The organism is Arthrobacter sp. Edens01, assembly GCF_001307035.1.
In the GTDB taxonomy this organism is placed as follows: Bacteria; Actinomycetota; Actinomycetes; order Actinomycetales; family Micrococcaceae; genus Arthrobacter_B.
Map to the genome: position 1 here is coordinate 801,439 of NZ_LKIU01000002.1, position 17,906 is coordinate 819,344.

16 protein-coding genes are annotated in these 17,906 nt (G+C 65.1%); 10 read left to right on the forward strand and 6 right to left on the reverse strand.

The window, feature by feature from the left end; translation table 11 throughout:
• The first annotated feature begins 1 nt into the window (after nucleotide 1).
• On the forward strand, nucleotides 2-1,009 hold the full coding sequence (locus AO716_RS04155; protein WP_055239653.1) for an exonuclease domain-containing protein: 1,008 nt from the start codon (nucleotides 2-4) through the stop codon (nucleotides 1,007-1,009).
• 61 nt (nucleotides 1,010-1,070) lie between these two features.
• Here AO716_RS04155 and AO716_RS04160 read toward each other — a convergent pair whose 3' ends face one another.
• Nucleotides 1,071-2,159 (reverse strand): ADP-ribosylglycohydrolase family protein, encoded by a 1,089-nt coding sequence (locus AO716_RS04160; protein ID WP_055239654.1) that lies wholly within the window; start codon nucleotides 2,157-2,159, stop codon nucleotides 1,071-1,073.
• Nucleotides 2,160-2,350: 191 nt separating this feature from the next.
• On the opposite strand from AO716_RS04160, the gene AO716_RS04165 reads away from it, so the two are divergent.
• The 9 genes from AO716_RS04165 (at nucleotide 2,351) to AO716_RS17500 (ending at nucleotide 13,283) form a co-directional block, all read left to right on the forward strand.
• Nucleotides 2,351-3,352 carry an MIP/aquaporin family protein gene (locus tag AO716_RS04165; protein ID WP_055239655.1) on the forward strand — a complete coding sequence of 334 codons (1,002 nt, stop codon included), beginning with the start codon at nucleotides 2,351-2,353 and terminating at the stop codon, nucleotides 3,350-3,352.
• A gap of 103 nt (nucleotides 3,353-3,455) precedes the next feature.
• Complete coding sequence (locus AO716_RS04170; RefSeq protein ID WP_055239656.1) at nucleotides 3,456-4,622, forward strand: exonuclease SbcCD subunit D; 1,167 nt, start codon at nucleotides 3,456-3,458, stop codon at nucleotides 4,620-4,622.
• Nucleotides 4,619-7,783: an AAA family ATPase gene (locus tag AO716_RS04175; RefSeq protein WP_055239657.1), complete on the forward strand. Its 3,165-nt coding sequence runs from the start codon at nucleotides 4,619-4,621 to the stop codon at nucleotides 7,781-7,783. The genes AO716_RS04170 and AO716_RS04175 overlap by 4 nt, the downstream gene beginning before the upstream one ends.
• 159 nt (nucleotides 7,784-7,942) lie before the next feature.
• Nucleotides 7,943-9,268, forward strand: a complete 1,326-nt coding sequence (locus AO716_RS04180; RefSeq protein WP_055239658.1) for an MFS transporter — start codon at nucleotides 7,943-7,945, stop codon at nucleotides 9,266-9,268.
• A 222-nt stretch (nucleotides 9,269-9,490) separates the two neighbouring features.
• Nucleotides 9,491-10,477, forward strand: coding sequence for an ABC transporter substrate-binding protein (locus tag AO716_RS04185; protein ID WP_055239659.1), 987 nt, complete (start codon nucleotides 9,491-9,493; stop codon nucleotides 10,475-10,477).
• A 41-nt stretch (nucleotides 10,478-10,518) separates the two neighbouring features.
• Complete coding sequence (locus AO716_RS04190) at nucleotides 10,519-11,307, forward strand: ABC transporter permease (protein ID WP_055239660.1); 789 nt, start codon at nucleotides 10,519-10,521, stop codon at nucleotides 11,305-11,307.
• A complete protein-coding gene (locus tag AO716_RS04195) occupies nucleotides 11,304-12,077 on the forward strand; it encodes an ABC transporter permease (protein ID WP_055239661.1) in 774 nt (257 codons plus the stop codon). Before AO716_RS04190 ends, AO716_RS04195 begins: the two co-directional genes overlap by 4 nt.
• Nucleotides 12,067-12,978, forward strand: a complete 912-nt coding sequence (locus AO716_RS04200; protein ID WP_082413293.1) for an ABC transporter ATP-binding protein — start codon at nucleotides 12,067-12,069, stop codon at nucleotides 12,976-12,978. The genes AO716_RS04195 and AO716_RS04200 overlap by 11 nt, the downstream gene beginning before the upstream one ends.
• 149 nt (nucleotides 12,979-13,127) lie before the next feature.
• The gene (locus AO716_RS17500) at nucleotides 13,128-13,283 is read left to right on the forward strand and encodes a hypothetical protein (RefSeq protein WP_200907580.1); all 156 of its coding nucleotides are present in this window, start codon (nucleotides 13,128-13,130) and stop codon (nucleotides 13,281-13,283) included.
• A 3-nt stretch (nucleotides 13,284-13,286) separates the two neighbouring features.
• Here the strand turns inward: AO716_RS17500 and AO716_RS04205 are convergent, their stop codons facing one another.
• The 5 genes from AO716_RS04205 to AO716_RS04225 form a co-directional block, all read right to left on the reverse strand.
• Nucleotides 13,287-14,234, reverse strand: coding sequence for a serine/threonine-protein kinase (locus tag AO716_RS04205; RefSeq protein ID WP_055239662.1), 948 nt, complete (start codon nucleotides 14,232-14,234; stop codon nucleotides 13,287-13,289).
• Between the two features lie 199 nt (nucleotides 14,235-14,433).
• Nucleotides 14,434-15,225, reverse strand: a complete 792-nt coding sequence (locus tag AO716_RS04210; RefSeq protein WP_082413294.1) for an alpha/beta fold hydrolase — start codon at nucleotides 15,223-15,225, stop codon at nucleotides 14,434-14,436.
• Between the two features lies 1 nt (nucleotide 15,226).
• Nucleotides 15,227-15,556, reverse strand: coding sequence for a biotin/lipoyl-containing protein (locus AO716_RS04215; RefSeq protein ID WP_055239664.1), 330 nt, complete (start codon nucleotides 15,554-15,556; stop codon nucleotides 15,227-15,229).
• Complete coding sequence (locus tag AO716_RS04220; RefSeq protein WP_055239665.1) at nucleotides 15,549-16,589, reverse strand: alpha-ketoacid dehydrogenase subunit beta; 1,041 nt, start codon at nucleotides 16,587-16,589, stop codon at nucleotides 15,549-15,551. Before AO716_RS04220 ends, AO716_RS04215 begins: the two co-directional genes overlap by 8 nt.
• The gene (locus AO716_RS04225) at nucleotides 16,582-17,637 is read right to left on the reverse strand and encodes a thiamine pyrophosphate-dependent enzyme (RefSeq protein ID WP_055239771.1); all 1,056 of its coding nucleotides are present in this window, start codon (nucleotides 17,635-17,637) and stop codon (nucleotides 16,582-16,584) included. The genes AO716_RS04220 and AO716_RS04225 overlap by 8 nt, the downstream gene beginning before the upstream one ends.
• Nucleotides 17,638-17,906: the final 269 nt, after the last annotated feature.

Genomic DNA, 17,906 nt, shown 5'->3' on the forward strand with positions numbered 1-17,906 from the left:
CGTGGGAGTGGATTTCACCTCCATCGACTTTGAAACAGCCAATGGATTCCGCGGATCACCCTGCTCCGTTGGGCTGAGCAAAGTCCGAGGGGGACGGATCGTCGAGGAAGCCTCCTGGCTGATGCGGCCACCGGAAGGCCATGACTTCTTCGACCGGCGCAACACCCGGATCCACGGCATCGAGGAACACCAGGTGGCTGACAAGCCGCGTTTCGGGGAACTGTTTCCAGAGATCGGCGCGTTCATAGGGGATGACCTCCTCGTGGCCCACAATGCCGCGTTCGACCTGGGCGTGATTCGCTCCGCCCTGGAGGTTTCCGGCCTGGCCGGACCCGCCTACGACTACGCGTGCACGGTTGTTCTTTCCCGCCGCACGTACTCCCTGCCCTCACACTCGCTGCCGTTCGTGGCCGAGGCCGCCGGCGTCCCGCTGGAACACCACCACGACGCAACCGCAGATGCCCGGGCATGTGCCGGAATCATGATCGATATTGTTGCGCGATCAGGGGCCGGCAGCCTGGCAGAGTACTTCGCGCTGCAGGGCCTGCGCCCTAACCATGCCCCGGCGTACCGCCCGGGCCTGGACGAGCTGTCCAAAGCCACACGGGACGCGCTGGAGCGCGGAACCGGTACCGCTGCCACTGCTGGTTCATCGTTTGGCGGCTGGCCGTCCGAAGGCGTAAACCCGCCCCCGAACCCGGCGGCACAGCCGGGACATCCCCTTTACGGCCAGACCATCGTCTTTACCGGAAACCTCGGGATGCCCCGTCAAAACGCGAAGGACCGCGCCGCGGAGCTGGGTGCGCGCCCGGCCAGCAACGTTACGCGTGCCACCACCGTGCTGGTGGTGGGCGACGGCTTCGAGGCCGGAGACCTGCGCAACGGGCGGGTCACCGGGAAGGCCCGCCGCGTACTGGAATTGCATGAACGCGGACAGCGGATTGAAGTGCTGTCCGAGGCCGAGTTCCTCCAGATGATCGGCGGCACCTGGCCTGTGGGCAGCCAGTAGGCCGTACGAATACCGTGCTTCGCCCGGTTTCTCTTCCGGCACCTTGAGCCAGGGGTGAGAGTTAGCCGACCGTGACGCCCAGCAGGGCCTCGGCCATCTTCTCCACGGTTACCCGGGCATCGATGGCGGCGGCCCACTCTGCAGGCATGGCCTCCCGGCCGTAGAGCACTCCGAGGATGTTTCCGGTGACTGAGGCAGTGGAGTCGCTGTCGCCGTCGTGATTTACCGCCAGCGCAGCAGCCTTGCGGAAATGCTGTTCCGGTGAACCGGCATCTGCTGTTGCCAGCGCGGCGTAGAGACCAATGGCGAGGGCTTCCTCCGCTACCCAGCCTTCACCGAGTGCCGCCTTGAGGCGTTCCGGCGAAGGACGGGACTGCCCGGCCAGGTCCTCCGAAGCGAGCGCCACGGCGGCTTCGAGCCGCTGGGCCAGTTCAGGGACCCCGCTGGCTGCGGCACGTTCGACGGCGTTGGCCGCGGCGGCCTGCAGGGTGGCATCCGCCGGCAGCAGATCATGGATGAGGGTGCTGAACACGGCGGCACTGTGCAGGGCCGAAGGATGCCCGTGTGTCAGGGCCGCGCCGTCGGCGCTGAACTTGTAGACGGTCTCCGCGGCAACATAGGGGAGCAGCCCGAATGGTGCTGACCGCATCACGGTGCCGCAGCCCTTGGAATCCGGGTTCACCGGCCGCTTGCGGGTCCCCATTTCTCCGGTGAGCAGCCCCGAAAGGCAGGCATTGCCGGGCGCGCGGCGGTGGTGCAGGACTTCCTGCCCGTCGATCCAGCGGTCCGGCTGGTCCGGTGCGTTTACGGGCAGGGCCTCGCCCTGGGTCTTGAGCCAGCGGAGGTAGGCCAGCCAGAGGCAGGCCGTCTCGTCCGCGCCAACGCCGTCATTGGCCCATTGCAGGACTTCAACCAGGCCGTCAACGGTGTACAGCGTCATCTGGGTATCGTCGGAAACGGGGGCGGGCAGTTCCAGCTGGTTAAAGCCGGTGAGCCCGGACGGCCCAAACCGCGCCCGGATGCCTTCAGCGGAATCGAATTCAACCGCGTAGCCCAGGGCATCGCCCAACGCGCCGCCCAGAAGGCAGCCGTGGACCTTCGAGCGGAAACTGGATGGATCAACCGGGGGCAGGGCAGCGGAATTATTCACTGTTCCAGCATAGGTCGCGGCGGGCCAGGTCCCTGTGCGGAGCAGCAAGTGTATGCTCAGTGCGCACCCAGCAGCCTCACAGGAACCGGTGGAAGGCTGGGGTGTTTGTGCGTCCGCTGCACGTTTCGCGTGCGCAGCGGGTCCGCATGAGGGACACCCGTTTTCACCAACTGACAAGGAACCACACCTCCATGACTGCAGAGCCACATTTCCCAGCCGGCGCCCGCGCCGCAGCTGTTGAGACCGAGGGCACAATGATCACGTCCCTGCGCTCCTACGGGCTCCTGGGCCGCAGCGTCGCCGAAGCGGCGGGTTCCTTCCTGCTGGTGCTGGCAGGCCTGGGAGTCTCCTTCTTCAACCCGTCCGGCGGGCTGTCTGCCCCGCTTGCCTTCGGCCTGGTGCTGGCAGCGGCGATGATCGCTTTCGGATACATCTCCGGGGGCCACTTCCTGCCCACCATCACCATTGGCAGCGCGCTGGCCGGCCGTACCTCCTGGAAGTCCGTGGTGCCCTACATCGTGGCGCAGCTCGTCGGTGCCCTGTTTGCGGCACTGATTCTGTGGGTCTCCATGACCGGTCACCCGCAGATTCCCGAAACCCAGCCGTTCTTCGCCGCCGTGGCCAATGGTTTTGGTGAACACTCAGCAACGCAGTTCCCGGTAGCCGGAGCACTGCTGACTGAGGTTATTGCAGCGGCGCTGCTGACCGCCGTCTTCCTCGGTGCCGGAAGCCGCCTGGCTTCCGCTGCCGGTGCCTTCGCCGTCGGCGTCACCTACGCGGCCCTGCTGACCTTCCTGGTTCCCATCACGGGCGGCTCCATCAACCCGGCCCGCTCCACCGCAGTTGCTGTCTTCGCCGAGCCGTGGGCGCTGGAACAGCTGTGGCTGTTCTGGGCCGCACCGCTGCTGGGTGCAGCCATCACCGGGCTGATCTACCGCAGCATGGATTACGCGGCACCGGCCGTCGTGGCAATCATTGAAGACGACGAGCTCCTGGCTGAGGACGAAGACCCGGCGGCCGAGGCCGCTTCCGGGGCCTCAGCGGCAGCAGGCAGCGAACACGATGTCCGGCACACCGCTGCAGACGACGCCGATGCCCGCGGTTTCTTCGAGTCAGGGGAGCCCGGCAAGGCACCGGAGTCCGGTTCTGCAGACGCTGACGGCGACGATCCTAACGGCCGTCCCCGCAGCTGATTGCCGGCCTTCGGCACGGATGCTGACCGCCCGCCGGTGACATTTCCCGTTCAGACATGGGTCTGGCGATGGGGTGTCACCGGCGGGCGGTAGTTTTATTGGTATGCGAATCCTGCACACGTCCGACTGGCATCTGGGCCGTTCCTTCCACGGTGTGGGGATGCTTCAGGCCCAGCGCTCCTTCCTTGACCAGCTGCTGGCAACCGTCCGGGAAGAGAACGTTGACGCCGTCCTCATCTCCGGTGACGTCTACGACCGCGCGCTGCCGGGCGTGGATGTGGTGGGTCTGCTGGATGAGGCCCTTGCTTCAATCACGGCTGCCGGCGCGCGTGTGGTGCTCACCAGCGGAAACCACGATTCTGCCGCGCGCCTGGGTTTCGGCGGACGGATCTTTGAACAGGGCGGAGTGCACCTGCGAACCGGAATTGCCGGGATCACCTCTCCTGTTCTGCTGGAGACGGGCAGTTCGACAGTTGCCGTGTACGGCATTCCCTATCTTGAGCCGCGGCTTGCTGCGCCCGAACTTGGCAAGGATATTTCCCCGACGCACGCCGCAGTGCTGGGCGAAGCCGTGAACCGCATCCGCCAGGACGTGTCCGAGCGCAGGGAAGCAGGGCACCCGGTCCAGCCGGTGGTCATGGCGCATACCTTTGCTTCCGGCGGCATCACGTCGGACAGCGAACGGGACCTCACCGTGGGCGGTGTGGGAGCCGTGCCGCTGGATCTCTTCAGCGGTTTCACGTATGCGGCTCTTGGCCACCTGCACGGCAGGCAGGAACTCGCTCCGAACGTCTGGTACTGCGGCTCGCCGCTGCCCTATTCCTTCTCCGAAGCCAGGCAGTCCAAGGGCGGACTCCTGGTGGATCTTGGGGGTGAGGGTCTGCGCTCCGTCACGCCGGTCCCCTGGACAGCACCAAAACGGCTGGAGATCCTCCGGGGAACGCTGGAGGGCCTGCTGGCAGATCCAGGTCTCACGGATGCTGAAGATGCCTGGTGCCAGGTCACTCTGACGGACGATTCACGTCCGGCCTGGGCCATGGAACGGATCCGGTCCCGGTTCCCCGGCACCCTGGTGCTTTCCTTCGAACCCGCTTCCGGCTCCCGCGGAGTCAATGAGAGTTACAGCCAGCGTCTGGCGAAGGCAACGGACGACCTCGATGTCTGCTGTGGATTCCTGGACCACGTTCGTTCACGCGAAGCCGCCCCGGAGGAAACGGATCTGTTTGCCGAAGTCCTCCGCAAGGTGAACGCTGCTGAGGTGGCCAAATGAGGATCCACCGCCTGGAGATGCAGGCCTTCGGCCCTTTCGCTGACCGCCAGAAAATCGACTTCGACGAGCTCGGTGCCCAGGGCCTGTTCCTGCTCAACGGTCCCACGGGCGCCGGGAAGACCAGCGTCCTCGACGCGATCTGTTTCGCGCTTTACGGGGCCGTGCCCGGCGCGCGCCAGGAAGCCCGGAAACTGCGCAGCGACCATGCTGCTCCAGGGGTCCCGCCGGAAGTGGTGCTTGAGTTCAGCGCCGGACCACGGCGGTTTACCGTTGTCCGCAGCCCGCAGTGGGAACGGCCGGCCAAACGTGCGGGCAGTGCCAGGGGTACGGTAACCGAACAGGCCAAGACGCTGCTCAGCGAACAGGTAGACGGCGAGTGGGTGCAGAAGACTGCCCGCAACGATGAGGCAGCAGCGGAGATCCAGCAGCTGCTCGGTATGAGCCGCGAGCAGTTTACCCGCGTGGTGATGCTGCCGCAGGGTGATTTCGCCGCCTTCCTCCGTGCCGATGTCACGTCACGGGCAGAGCTTCTGCAGCGTTTGTTCGGTACCTGGCATTACGAGGAAGTCGAACGTGAACTCAAGCTCCAGGCTGATGACGCAAAGGCTGAGCTGGCCCAGGCACAGACATCAGTGGACCTGCTCCGTGCCCAGGCCCGCAACGAGGCTGCGCGCTGCGCGAAGCTGCTGGGCAGGGAAGATCCCCAGGAGCTGGTCCAGGCTGCGGCCGGGGATACCGACGCGGAGGCAGCGGACGCGCAGACGGCAGCGGCTGTACCGCCCAGCCAAAGAGCCGAGACCGGTTCGGACTGGCTCCGAACGGTCCGGGAGGCCCTTGCCGGGCACCTTTCCACGCTAAAGGCAGCGCAGGCCGTGCGGACCGTGACGCTTGCCGACGCCGAGGCATTCCTGCACAAACTTGAAGCACGGCGTGCCCGCGGACTCGCCGTCCTGCAGCTCGAAGCTGAGGAACGCGAGCTCGCCCGCAGGCAGTCGTCCAGCCTGCCGCAGCGGGCAGCCCTCGAGTCACATACGCGGGCGGAAGGACTCAGGGGTTACCTGGATGCTTTCGCGTCGGCCGAGGCCGGCGCGGGGAAGTCGGCTGCCGCCGCCGTCGAAGCGCTCACGGAATTGCGGATAGCAGCGGGTCCGGCCGGATTGGGAGACCTGGTTCCTGACGCAGAGTACCAGGGCAGCGGGAGCAGCGTGCTGCCCGAAGCCGATGCCCTTCAGGGCCTGGAAGAACGCACGGCCAAGGAAACCACGGCGGCTGAGAACGCACTGGCAGACGCGGAACGGGCCGCCGCCCTGGACCGCCAGGCAGCCGGGGAACGCTCCCGGGAAACCTCCCTTCGGGCTGAAGCCGCAGCGGCGGAGGAGAAAGCGGACGAACTTCGGATCGAGCAGGAATCGCTGCGGACAGACCTTCCCCGGCTAAGGGCCCTGGCCGCCGGCACTGAACCCGCCCGCCGCCGGATGGAAGACGCGGACAAGGTCCTGGCTGCGATCGAGGCCTTTACCGAGGCGCAGGCCGCTGCGGCTGCCTCGGCAGAGAAGGCCGCACTGTCGCGGCAGCGGTACCAGGACGCACGGGAGGAATGGCAGAACCTGCTGCAGCTGCGGCTGGACCAGGCTGCGGCGGAACTGGCATCCAGTCTGGAACCGGGGGAGGGCTGCCCCGTTTGCGGCAGTGAGGCCCACCCGTCCCCGGCACCGCTCCCGGAGGACGGAAAATTCGTCACCCGGGAAGAAGAGTCCGCGGCCCGGACCGCTGCCAGGAACGCTGAACGGTCCTGGGAAGGCGCCCGCACGGCTGCCGAAACTGATGCTTCGCACGCTGCCGCCCTGCAGGCGCAGGGCGGGGACTCCGACCCCGGTGAATCCCGCATTGCCCGGGACCAGGCCGCCGAAGACCTGCAGGCCGCGGAGGAAGCGGCTGCGATCCTGGCCGTTTCCGAAGAACGCCTCCAGGAGGTGGAAACCGAATTGGGGAGGCTGGGCGAGAAACGGTCCGGCCTCCTGCAGGAAGCCGCCCAGGCGCAGGCCCGTGCCTCGGCGGCTCAGGAAGAAATCGAAGAGCTTGCCCGCAGGGGTTCCGCGGAGCTTACCGAAACCGCTGAGCTCTCGGACCGGCTGGAACGCCTGCGGACAGTGCGCCGTCTGACGGCTTCAGCCAAGACAGGCCTGCAGGGTTTCCAGCAGGCAGCGGTGTTCAGGGAAGAAGCCGAAGCCTCGCTTGCCCACGCGCTGGACGGGACGGAATTCGCCGATGCAGCTGCCGCCCGGAAAGCCCTCCTGCCCGCAGACGAGGCAGGCGCCCTGCGCCGGGAACTCGAAGCCCTCGATGCCCAAGCAGCCCGGCTGGCCCTCCGGCGTGAAAATGAGGACGCGCTTGCGGCGCTGGACAGCGACGGCACTCCTGAGCAAATACCGGACGAAGAAGACGTGGCAGAAGCGTCCGAGGCCGCCGGTGCTGCCCGCCGCGCAGTTTCCGACGGAGCAGTGCAGATCGGGCAGCTGGAGGGCTCGGCCGGAACGCTGGAGGAACTCGGTGCCCAGCTGGCGGTTGCCGAGGAAGAACTCCAGCCGCTGCACAGCAGGCACGAGCTGCTGCAGTCACTGAGCGACACGGCCCGCGGTAACGGCGAGAACAACTACCGGATGGCACTCAGCACCTATGTGCTGGCTGCGCGGCTTGAACAGGTCGCGGCCGCTGCCACCGAGCGGCTGGCGGCAATGACTGCCGGGCGGTACTCGCTGGTCCACGACGATTCACGTTCCGGAAACCGCCGTGCCGGACTCGGACTCCACGTGATCGATGACTGGACCGGGGTCCGAAGGGATACTTCGACCCTTTCAGGCGGGGAGTCCTTTATGGCGTCCCTCGCGCTGGCGCTGGGCCTGGCCGACGTGGTGCAGCAGGAATCGGGCGGAACAAGCATGGAGACCCTCTTCGTTGATGAGGGCTTCGGCAGCCTGGATGAGGAAGCACTCGAACAGGTCATGGATGCCCTGGAAGGGCTGCGCGACGGCGGCCGGGTAGTTGGGCTCGTAAGCCACGTGGCGGAAATGAAGCTGCGCATCGCCGCCCAGCTGCAGATCACCAGGGGCCGTAACGGTTCCACTGTCCGTTACCGTGCTGCGGAAGCCCTGCCTGCCTAGGACCCGCACGGACGTCCATGCCCCTCCCGGAAAGGCTGTGTACGCCGACAGCGAGAACCGTCCCGGAGGCGGTGCTGTCCGGGTTAGGATCATTCTGTATTTGGGTTGGGCGCATCGGGAGGAGGGACGATGCGCGCTTTTTCCTGAACTGAGTAATCCATGAGTCCTGAACCTTTCACGCAGCAGGCCGGCACCGAGTCCGGTATCTCCACGAACAGCGCTTCCGCTGTCGACGCACCGCCGGCCAAGGGCCGATATGCCCGGATCTATGAAATCGCCGGCGCTGCCTTTTTCTCCGTGGCCTTCCTGGCCAGGCTTCCCCTGGCAATGCTGACCATCGGGGCCCTGACCCTCGTTACCAGCATTACCGGGTCCTATGCGCAGGGCGGCTTTGCTGCCGGAGCGGTGGGCGTTGGATCGGCGCTTGGGGGTCCGGCCCTGGGGTATCTGGCGGACCGCATAGGACAGCGGCCTGTGCTGCTGGGTGCCGCCGTCGCGAATCCCCTGCTCATTGTTGCCACTCTCCTGACTGCATCCCAGCTGCCCGACGGCGGGCCGCTCCTAGCCGTGCTGGCGGCAGCCTTCGGCATGGGTGCCACCGGCCCGCAGGTCGGTCCGCTTGCCCGCGTGCGCTGGATGGCACTCACCGCCAAGGACCGCAGCGGACGGGAAATGGGCACGGCCCTGTCCTACGAGAGCATGGCCGACGAACTGAGCTTTGTGCTGGGCCCGGCTTTGGTGGGCCTGCTCGCCGCAGCTGTCGCACCCTGGCTTCCGCTGGCCCTGGCAGCTCTCCTGTCCGCCACGATGGTTAGCGCCTTTGCCTTCCACCGCTCGGCTGCTGCCGTCGTCCCGTCCCGCCGCAGGGACAGCCGCGCTGCAGCGGCGGAGAGCGGAACGCCGGAACGCGGCGGTGTGTCCTGGGGGCTTCTGGCCCTTCCCGTCCTTGGGATGGTGGCCATGGGAACCTTCTTCGGCGCCACGCAGGCGAGCCTGGCGGCCTTCGGCGGCTCATTCGGCGCAGCGGATACCGCAGGCCTCCTGTATTCGGTCATGGGCATCAGCTCGGCTGCCGCGGCACTTTCAGTTGCCTTCTGGCCGCAGCGCCTGAGCCAGTCCGTGCGCTGGGTTCTCTCGGCTGCAGCGATGACCGGGGGCACTCTGCTGCTGCTCCTGCCCTCGGGCATCCCGGGGATGCTCCTGGCGCTCTTTGTTCTCGGCATCCCGGTGGGGCCCACCATGGTCAGTATCTTCGGCATTGGTGCTGAACTTGCCCCGCGGCACCTGATGGGTACGTTCATGACGCTGCTTGCCAGCGGAACTGTTGCCGGCACTGCCGTCGGGTCGGGCCTGGCGGGGCCGCTGGCGGAAGAGTTTGGACACCCGGCAGCTTTCCTGGTGAGCGTTGGCGCGGCATGCGCGCTCCTGATCCTGGGCCTGGCGTCTGCTGTGGCTGTGCACAGGGTTAAGAGCAGGCAAGTCTAGCCCAGCCCGGGCCGGTTCCAGAGACGCCCTGCGGCTGCGGGGTAACATTACGTACGCCGATCTCGATTGTGTTTCCAATCACATCTTTTCCTTGACGGAGGGTGACGCATTTCATAGCGTTTACCTGTAGAACTTCTGTTCAACATGCGAACATCCGCAGTTGCAGGACGTTCTTGGCCCCGTACCGTTCAAACGGGGTTTCCCACCTAAAGGAGCGCACTCGTGAAACGTACTGTCCCCGTTGTTATTGCCGCTACGGCGGCCCTGGCCCTTAGCGCCTGTGGCGGCGGGTCCCTTTCCGGTGACGACAGCTCCAGTGCCGCTGCAGGCTCGTCAGACCTGACCGCACTTTCTGTCGGTGTGATCCCGATCGTCGATACCGCACCTATCTGGCTGGGCAAGGAACAGGGTTTCTTCGAGGACGAAGGCATTGACCTGGACATCCAGACCACTACGGGCGGGGCGGCTGCCGTACCCGGCGTTGTCAGCGGTGATTTCCAGTTTGCCTTCGGCAACGTCGTCTCTGTGATGGTTGCAAATGACAAGGGCCTGAACCTCGAATTCGTTTCCAACGGAAACTCGACCACCGGCGATACCACGTCCGACTTCGGCGCAGTGGTAGTGCCGGCGGACTCCGACATTGAGACCGCAGCGGACCTCGCAGGCAAGACCGTGTCCGTTAATAACCTCTCCAACATCGGCGACACGACCATCCGCAAGGTCGTTGAAAACGCCGGAGGCGACCAGGAAAGCATCAAGTTCGTTGAAATCCCGTTCCCGGACGCTCCTGCAGCGATCGAGGGCGGCCAGGTTGATGCGGCCTGGATCCTGGATCCCTTCCTGACCCAGTCCGTGGATGACGGTGCCCGGGTGATTGCTTACAACTTCGCCGAAACCCACCCCAACCTGGACATCTCCGGCTACTTCACCTCGCAGCAGTATGCGCAGGAGAACCCGGAACTCGTAGAGAAATTCACCGCAGCGATGAAGAAGTCGCTGGAGTATTCACAGGAGAACCCGGACGCAGTCCGGGAAATCGTCGGCACGTACACCAAGATCGATGAAGAGATGCGCGCCAAGATGATCCTGCCCACCTTCCGCCCCGGCTTCGACCGCGAAGGCCTGACCGTGCTCGGCGAAGCTGCAGCTAGTTACGGCACGCTGTCCAAGGCTCCTGATCTGGACGCAATGCTGCCGGCGCAGGACTAGCGTCAGTACCATTCCGCCCGGTCTGAAAAGAACGAGAGCATATGAAATCCGCTAAACGTCTTCCCACGGGACCGTTGCTGGGTGTGGCAGGAATCCTCGGGTTCCTGCTCACCTGGGAACTCATCCCGCGGCTCGGGATAGTCAACCCGCGCTTCCTTCCGCCGGCCAGCGAGGTGCTGGGTGTCTTCGTAAGCAACCTGGGTCTTGGAGCCTTCTGGGCTGCTGTCCTGGACACCATGACGGGCTGGTTCCTTGGCCTGTTGATTGCCACGGTCGCTGCAGTGGTCCTGGGCCTGCTTATCGGTTCCAGCAACTTCCTGCGCAAGGCGACCAACTCCACCATTGAGTTCCTGCGTCCGATTCCGTCCGTGGCACTCATCCCGCTTGCGGTGCTGCTGTTCGGGCTTCGGCTTGAGTCGACGCTGCTGCTTGTGATCTATGCGTCCTTCTGGCAGGTCCTGATCCAGGTGCTCTACGGGGTGGCCGACGTCGATCCCGTAGCCAATAACACCGCCAAGAGCTTTGGCCTGGGCCGGCTGGCACGCATCAGGTATGTCGTATGGCCGACCACCCTTCCGTACCTCATGACCGGCGTCCGGCTTGCCGCAGCCGTTGCACTCATCCTGGCCATCACGGCGAGCCTGATTATTGGTTCTCCGGGGCTGGGCAAGGAAATTGCCAACGCACAGTCCGGCGGCGCAATCGCCCAGATGTATGCCCTGGTGCTCACCACCGGTGTGCTGGGCATCCTCATCAATATGGGAATGCGTGTGATTGAACGCCGGACCCTGTCCTGGCACAGCTCGGTCCGCGGGGAGGTCGTAGTATGAACACGCTCAAAAAAGCCGGCTACCTGGTAGGTCTTCCGGTACTGCTGATCTTCATCTGGTGGTTCAATACGCTCGGCAGCACCAATTTCTTCGTGCCCAAGCCGGGAATGCTCGTCGATAAGCTGCTGACCGTGTGGACGGGGGAGCGGCTGGTGCAGGATGTCCTGCCGAGCCTCATCCGTTTGGTCACCGGCATCCTGCTGGCGATCGTCCTCGGTACGGTCATGGGCATTCTCATCGGCACCACCCGGTGGCTGCGGAGCCTGCTGGAACCCGTGCTGGAGTTCTTCCGCGCCATTCCGCCGCCGGTGCTGATCCCCGTTTTGATGCTCCTGATCGGTGTCAACGACCAGATGAAGGTAGCCGTGATCGTCTCGGGCTGCATCTGGCCGGTACTGCTGAACACCATCGAGGGCGTCCGCGCCGTTGACGGGGTGCTCAGCGATTCAGCCCGGACCTTCCGCATCGGCGGATTCGCCCGGCTGCGTTACCTGGTTCTTCCGAGTGCCAGCCCCCAGATCATGGCCGGCATCCGTCAGTGCCTGTCCATTGGCCTGATCCTGATGGTCATTTCGGAGATGTTCGCTTCCTCCGAAGGCCTGGGTTTCACCATCGTTCAGTTCCAGCGTTCCTTTGCCATTCCCGAAATGTGGAGCGGCATTGTGGTCCTTGGCCTGATCGGTGTGGCCATGTCATTTTTGTTCCAGTGGTCCGAGCGCCGCATCCTTGGCTGGTACCACGGCTTGAGAGAGGTAGAACATGCAGAGTAATCCCACGGAAGGCCAGGTCCAGCCGCTGCTGTCGGTCCGCGGCGTCCAGAAGATCTACAAGGTCGATGCCGGGGAGATCGAAGCTGTCCGCAACCTGACCTTCGACCTGCGTCCCGGTGAACTGGTCTGCCTGGTAGGCCCGTCAGGCAGCGGCAAGACCACACTCCTGAAGATCATTGCCGGGCTGATGGCCCCGACTTCCGGTGAAGTCGTCCTCGCTGGCAAGAAGGTCACCGAGCCGCCGAAGGACATGGCAGTTGTCTTCCAGGAATACGGGCGCAGCCTTTTCCCCTGGATGACAGTCCGCGGCAACGTGGAACTGCCGCTCAAGAACGCAGGCATAGCCAAGGGCGAGCGGAACCAGCTCGTGGATGATGCGCTGGAGGCCGTGGGCCTGGCACACGTGCCCACCAGCTATCCGTGGCAGCTCTCCGGCGGTATGCAGCAGCGCGTGGCAATTGCCCGGGCCGTTGCCTACCAGCCGAAGGTGCTGCTCATGGACGAGCCGTTTGCCGCCGTCGACGCCCAGACCCGTGCCGACCTGGAGGACCTGGTCCGCAGCGTCTGGGAGAAGCTCGGCGTGACGATCCTGTTCGTTACCCATGACATCGATGAATCCGTCTATCTGGGGGAGCGGGTGGTGGTGCTCTCGAGCTCACCGACCGTGGTCCAGGAAGACATCGTCATTGACCTGCCGGAGAAACGGGACCAGCTGACCACCCGTTCACTGCCGCGCTTCGTGGAGCTGCGGAACCACGTGTACGAGCAGATTCAGATTGCCAAGCAGAACAAGGGAGCAGTATCTGCTGAACCTGCCGCCCCCCGGACGTCGGTGCCTCATGGTGTCGCGGCAACCCACGGAGTGCTGGCAGACGGCGGCGGAGGGGCTGACGCTTCCTAGCATTGGATGAAAGCAGCATCTGCTGAACAGGGCCGGTGGACTCTCCGATTCGGAGAATCCACCGGCCCTGTGTTGTATCCCGCAGGTGGCTTAGTATCGGTAGAGCGCCCGGACACCGGTATCCGGGCCACCCGACCGAAGGACGAACCATGGCTGAAGCAGGCAAGGGCACACCCGACGAAAAGGATGAGGACGGCGGAGCAGGGCCGGAAGGCACCATCCCCGAGACCGGCGACGGCGTCGCGGCATCCAGCACCGAGGAAGCATCCAGCTTCGAACCTGAAGAGGACGCAGACGGGGTCTGAGGGTTAACCCAGGCTGGGGGCGTGCGACGGCGGGAGCGGAATGTAGATGTTCCCGGTAGTGACTCCGCCGGTGCACACCTCCTCCGCGTCTGCGTCGTCGCCGCTGGCCGGGGGCACCGCTACTTCGGGCTCCACGGCCAGGAGGCGCAGTGCGCCCGCCGCCTCGTGGGCTGCAGGACGTGCCTCGGGCAGACGGTTGGTCATGGCGCGCAGCAGTTCCACCCAGTCGCTGCCAAGCGACTCGGGGATTTCGGGGTCGCGCAGCAGCCGGGCAACGGCTGCTTCGACAATCGGACCGGGGAATGCTTTCTCTCCGGTGAGGGATTCAAGAAGTACCAGTCCAAGCGAGTAAATGTCCGTGGAGGGTGAGACTGTACCGCCCTGGGCTTGTTCGGGGCTGAGGTAGTTTGCCGTGCCGATCGTCGCACCGTGGGCTGTGGCGACGGTTGCCTCCACCATGCGGGCAATGCCGAAATCGGTGAGCTTGGGGTAGAGCCGGGAGTCGTGCTCCGCCTGCGGGTAGAGCAGGATGTTTGCCGGCTTCACATCCCGGTGGATGACGCCGTTGGAATGGACGTAGCCCAGCGCGTCGGCCAGGTCTGCCCCCAGGGAGGCTACGGATACAGCCGGCAGCGGCCCGGATTTCAAGGTCCGGCGCAGGTCCGGGCCGTCCACAAGTTCCATGACCAGGTAATTCAGGACCTGTTCGTCTTCCTCATGGTGCAGGCCGGCGTCAAGAAGGGTGACCAGGCCCGGGTGATTCAGGGTTGCCAGCAGCAGTGTCTCGGTGTGCTGGCGGCGGTAGTCGTCGTCCTCCTGGGCGCTGGGACGGAAGACCTTGACGGCGACTTCGCGGCCAAGGTTCTCATCCATCGCCCGGTACACGGACGCAGCGCCACCGGAGCCGATCAGGTCGGTGGTGCGGTAACGCTGCCCCAGGAATAAGTCCACGGGCGTCCTCACTTAGGGGTTGAACTGCGGGGATGGGTCAATGGACGGATCATGCTCGATGAATATCGAAAGCACACTTACTAATCTCATGTCAGTGTACTGATTACTCGATCCTATCCTGTCCGGACACCCTTCCCGCGCAGATCTCTCCCGCCGTAACCAACTCTTGACCTGCGGCTGCCGCTGCCGGGGAGGATTCCTACCCGCCGAGAAACTCGAGGGCTGCGGTCTTAAACGCCCGCGAGGTCACGGCATTCGCATGTCTGCGCCCGGGCAGGAGCAGCAGGTCAGCCTTTCCGTTCAGCTCTGCCAGCTGCGGAGCGCTCACAGCCAGTTCATCCTGGTCTCCGGCAACCAGCAGCAGCGGCATGGAGGGAACGGACTCCGCTGGACGGAAGGGCTCTTCCTTGATGGCCTCAATCAGCGTGAACAGCGCCTCGAGGTTATTGCTGGGGACTATCTGCGCCATCTTCAAAAGGTCGGCGCTGACCGGGTCCGGGACCGGAGTGCCTTCTGACAGGAACTTCCGTGCACCCTCCAGATCGAAGTCAGCCAGCGGATCGCCGGCGCCGGGACCTCCAAGGACCATGCGGTGCACCAGCTGCGGGGCAGCTGCGCCGAACTCCCAGGCGAGCCTTGAGCCCAGGGAATAACCGATCACGTCCACACCAGACGCCGGATCCGCGTCAACCAGCGGGGTAACGCCGGACTCATCCAGCAGCTCAAGAATTGCCTTACGAATCCGGCTGGGCCGGTAGTGTTCCCTCTCTTCGGGGCTGCCGCTGAGTCCGTGGCCGGGAAGGTCCACGGTGATGACCCGGCGGCCTGCGCCGGTCAGGGCGCCTATCCATCCGGTGGAGGCCCAGTTCATCTCCGCGGAGGAGGCGAAGCCGTGCAGGGCCAGCACCGGGCGCAGCACGCTGCCGCCGTCGGGCTCGTGAATCTGGCTGTGCAGGAGCGGGGAGGTGCTGTCCAGGGTTCCGGCGCCCATCTCAGTCCTCATCAAGGACCGCGGACAGGCGGACCCGGCGGCGTGCCGGCGCCTCCTGCGGTACGGTGCCGACAATGCCGGCGGTGTCGTCGGGAACTTCGAAGACTACGAGGGGTTCGCCCACGTTGATCTTCTCTCCGGCTTCGCCGTAGACGCGGGCAACGACGCCGGCCTGCGGGGACGGCAGCTCAACAGCAGACTTGCTGGTTTCCACCTCAACCAGCGGCTGGTTGCGCTCAACCTGGTCGCCGGGGGCAACCAGCCATTCCAGGACGGTGGCCTCGATCAGGCCTTCACCAAGGTCGGGCAGGGGGAAAGAAATTTCAGCCACGCCGGTACTCCAATACTCGCTGGATCCCAAAAAGGATGCGGTCAATGTTCGGGATGTATTCGTCTTCCAGGTCACCCGAGGGATACGGTACGTCGAATCCGGTCACTCGCTCCACCGGGGCCTTGAGTGTGTCGAAACAGTGCTGCGTGATGAGTGCGGCAACTTCCGCCCCCAGTCCCGCGGTGAGCGGGGCTTCATGGACGACGACGGCGCGGCGCGTCTTGGAAACCGAGGCAGCCAGGCCTTCGGCGTCGATCGGCTTCAGCCAGCGCAGGTCCAGCACCTCGATTTCGATTCCGTCCTCGGCGGCAAGCTCGGCCACCTGCAGGCAGCGCGCCACCATGGCGCCCCAGGCGACCAGGGTCAGGTGCCTGCCCTCGCGGACCACCTGTGAACCGTGCAGGTTTCCGGGAGTGCCCGTGTCCACGGTGTCCTTCTGCCAGTAGCGGGACTTCGGCTCCATGAAGATGACCGGGTCCGGCTGGGCGGCGGCATGCTTGAGCAGGTGGTAGGCCTGGTGGGGGCTCGACGGAGAGACGACCTTCAGGCCCGGAACGTGCGCGAAGAGCGCCTCGAGGGACTCGCCGTGGTGTTCGGGTGCACGGATGCCGCCGAAGCTGGGAACGCGGAGCGTGACCGGCATGGGCATGGTGCCGCGGCTGCGGTAGTTCATGCGTGCCAGCTGGGTGATGATCTGGTTCACCGCGGGGTAGGCAAAACCGTCGAACTGCACCTCGGGGATGGGGTGGAAGCCGGCCATCGCCAGTCCCACGGACATACCGAGGATGCCTGACTCGGCCAGTGGAGTATCGAAAACCCGATCAGCTCCGAACTGCTTCTGCAGTCCGTCAGTGATCCGGAAAACCCCGCCGAGCCGTCCCACGTCTTCACCCAGCACTACGGCCTTGGGATCCTCGGCCAGGATCTCGGCGAGTGCACGGTTCAGCGCAGCCTGCATGGACATGGTCTCTACGGTGCCGGCGGGGGCATCAGCCTCCATGGGCCGGGCTCCTTCGGTCAATTGGCTAGACATGCTCGGATTCCTCCCGCCAGGCGCGGGCCTGGGCCTTGAGTGCGTCGGTGGGTTCGGCGAAGACGTAGTCGAACATCTCCTGGCCGGGGCGGGGTTTCAGCGCCTGTACACCTTCGCGGACTGTTTCGGTGTGTGCCTTTGCCTCTGCTCCGGCGTTGTCCAGGAATGCCTGGTCTGCGGCACCGCTCTCCAGGAGCAGGTGTGCCAGGCGTGCAACGGGATCCTCGCCGCCGTCGCGCCGTTCCTCGTCGAGGGTGCGGTACCGCCCGGGATCGTCGCTGGTTGAATGCGGTCCGCGGCGGTAGGTCATAGCTTCAATGAGCACCGGCCCGTTCCCGGAGCGTGCGTGCTTCAGGGCCGCCCGTGTTGCCCGGACGACGGCGGGGGCGTCGTTGCCGTCGACGGTCACCGCGGCCATTCCATACCCGGCGGCCCGGGCTGCCACGGTGCCGCCTGCCACCTGTTCCTCGGTGGGCAGCGAGATGGCCCAGCCGTTGTTTTGGACGAAGAACACCACCGGAGCTTTGAGTACGCCGGCGAAGTTCATGGCTTCATGGACGTCGCCCTGCGAGCTTGCACCGTCGCCGAAGTAGGTGATGGCCGCCGGCAGGCCGCCGGTTTCATCCTCTGACCGGACAACGTCTGCAGCGCCCAGGCGCTGGCCATGGGCCCAGCCGACGGCGTGCAGCACCGAGCCGCCCACGACGGCCTGGATCGGTGCCAGCCGGGTAGTGACCGGATTGTAAAGGCCTCCGTGCCAGCTGGCCTTGTGTGTGGACATGTACTCCACCATGTCCACGCCAAGGGTTAGGGCGACGCCCATCTCGCGGTAGGTCGGAAACGCAAAGTCGCGCGAGGTATCCAGGGCGAACGCGCTGCCCACCTGCGCAGCTTCCTGGCCAAGTTCCGGTGCGTAGCCGGGCAGGATGCCCTGCCGCTGCCAGGCGACGGCAGCGAGGTCAAGTTCCCTGGTGGAAATAAGCAGTTTGTACAGCTGCCGCAGTTCCTCGGCGGTGAGCTCGGGGATGCTCGTTGTATCTAGGTCCATGAGGGAAACGTAACGTGAGTCACCAGACTCTGCAATACGCATCACAAACGGTAGGCACAGTGCGCAGATCGTCAATCGCATCACTCAAGTACCTATACAAAGTGCAAAGACCCGCAAGCTGCTGAGTGTTCGGTCGGGGCGCCGGAACGTGCGGCTCCCGCGGCTGGAGCCGGATCAGGAAAACGAAAGCGCCCTCCCGGCCGGGAGTACCGGGGCGGCTCTTTTCGGGGTAAGCACATGAAGCGTTCGCAGCGCAGGACTGGCATTTA

Excerpts from the sequence above, each read along its gene's own strand:
- AO716_RS04175 (WP_055239657.1), top strand. The coding sequence starts at position 4,619 with ATGAGGATCCACCGCCTGGAGATGCAGGCCTTCGGCCCTTTCGCTGAC.
- AO716_RS04200 (WP_082413293.1), top strand. The coding sequence starts at position 12,067 with ATGCAGAGTAATCCCACGGAAGGCCAGGTCCAGCCGCTGCTGTCGGTC.
- AO716_RS04165 (WP_055239655.1), top strand. The coding sequence starts at position 2,351 with ATGACTGCAGAGCCACATTTCCCAGCCGGCGCCCGCGCCGCAGCTGTT.
- AO716_RS04180 (WP_055239658.1), top strand. The coding sequence starts at position 7,943 with ATGAGTCCTGAACCTTTCACGCAGCAGGCCGGCACCGAGTCCGGTATC.
- AO716_RS04210 (WP_082413294.1), bottom strand. The coding sequence starts at position 15,225 with ATGGGCGCCGGAACCCTGGACAGCACCTCCCCGCTCCTGCACAGCCAG.
- AO716_RS04170 (WP_055239656.1), top strand. The coding sequence starts at position 3,456 with ATGCGAATCCTGCACACGTCCGACTGGCATCTGGGCCGTTCCTTCCAC.
- AO716_RS04220 (WP_055239665.1), bottom strand. The coding sequence starts at position 16,589 with ATGTCTAGCCAATTGACCGAAGGAGCCCGGCCCATGGAGGCTGATGCC.
- AO716_RS04195 (WP_055239661.1), top strand. The coding sequence starts at position 11,304 with ATGAACACGCTCAAAAAAGCCGGCTACCTGGTAGGTCTTCCGGTACTG.
- AO716_RS04225 (WP_055239771.1), bottom strand. The coding sequence starts at position 17,637 with ATGGACCTAGATACAACGAGCATCCCCGAGCTCACCGCCGAGGAACTG.
- AO716_RS04190 (WP_055239660.1), top strand. The coding sequence starts at position 10,519 with ATGAAATCCGCTAAACGTCTTCCCACGGGACCGTTGCTGGGTGTGGCA.
- AO716_RS17500 (WP_200907580.1), top strand. The coding sequence starts at position 13,128 with ATGGCTGAAGCAGGCAAGGGCACACCCGACGAAAAGGATGAGGACGGC.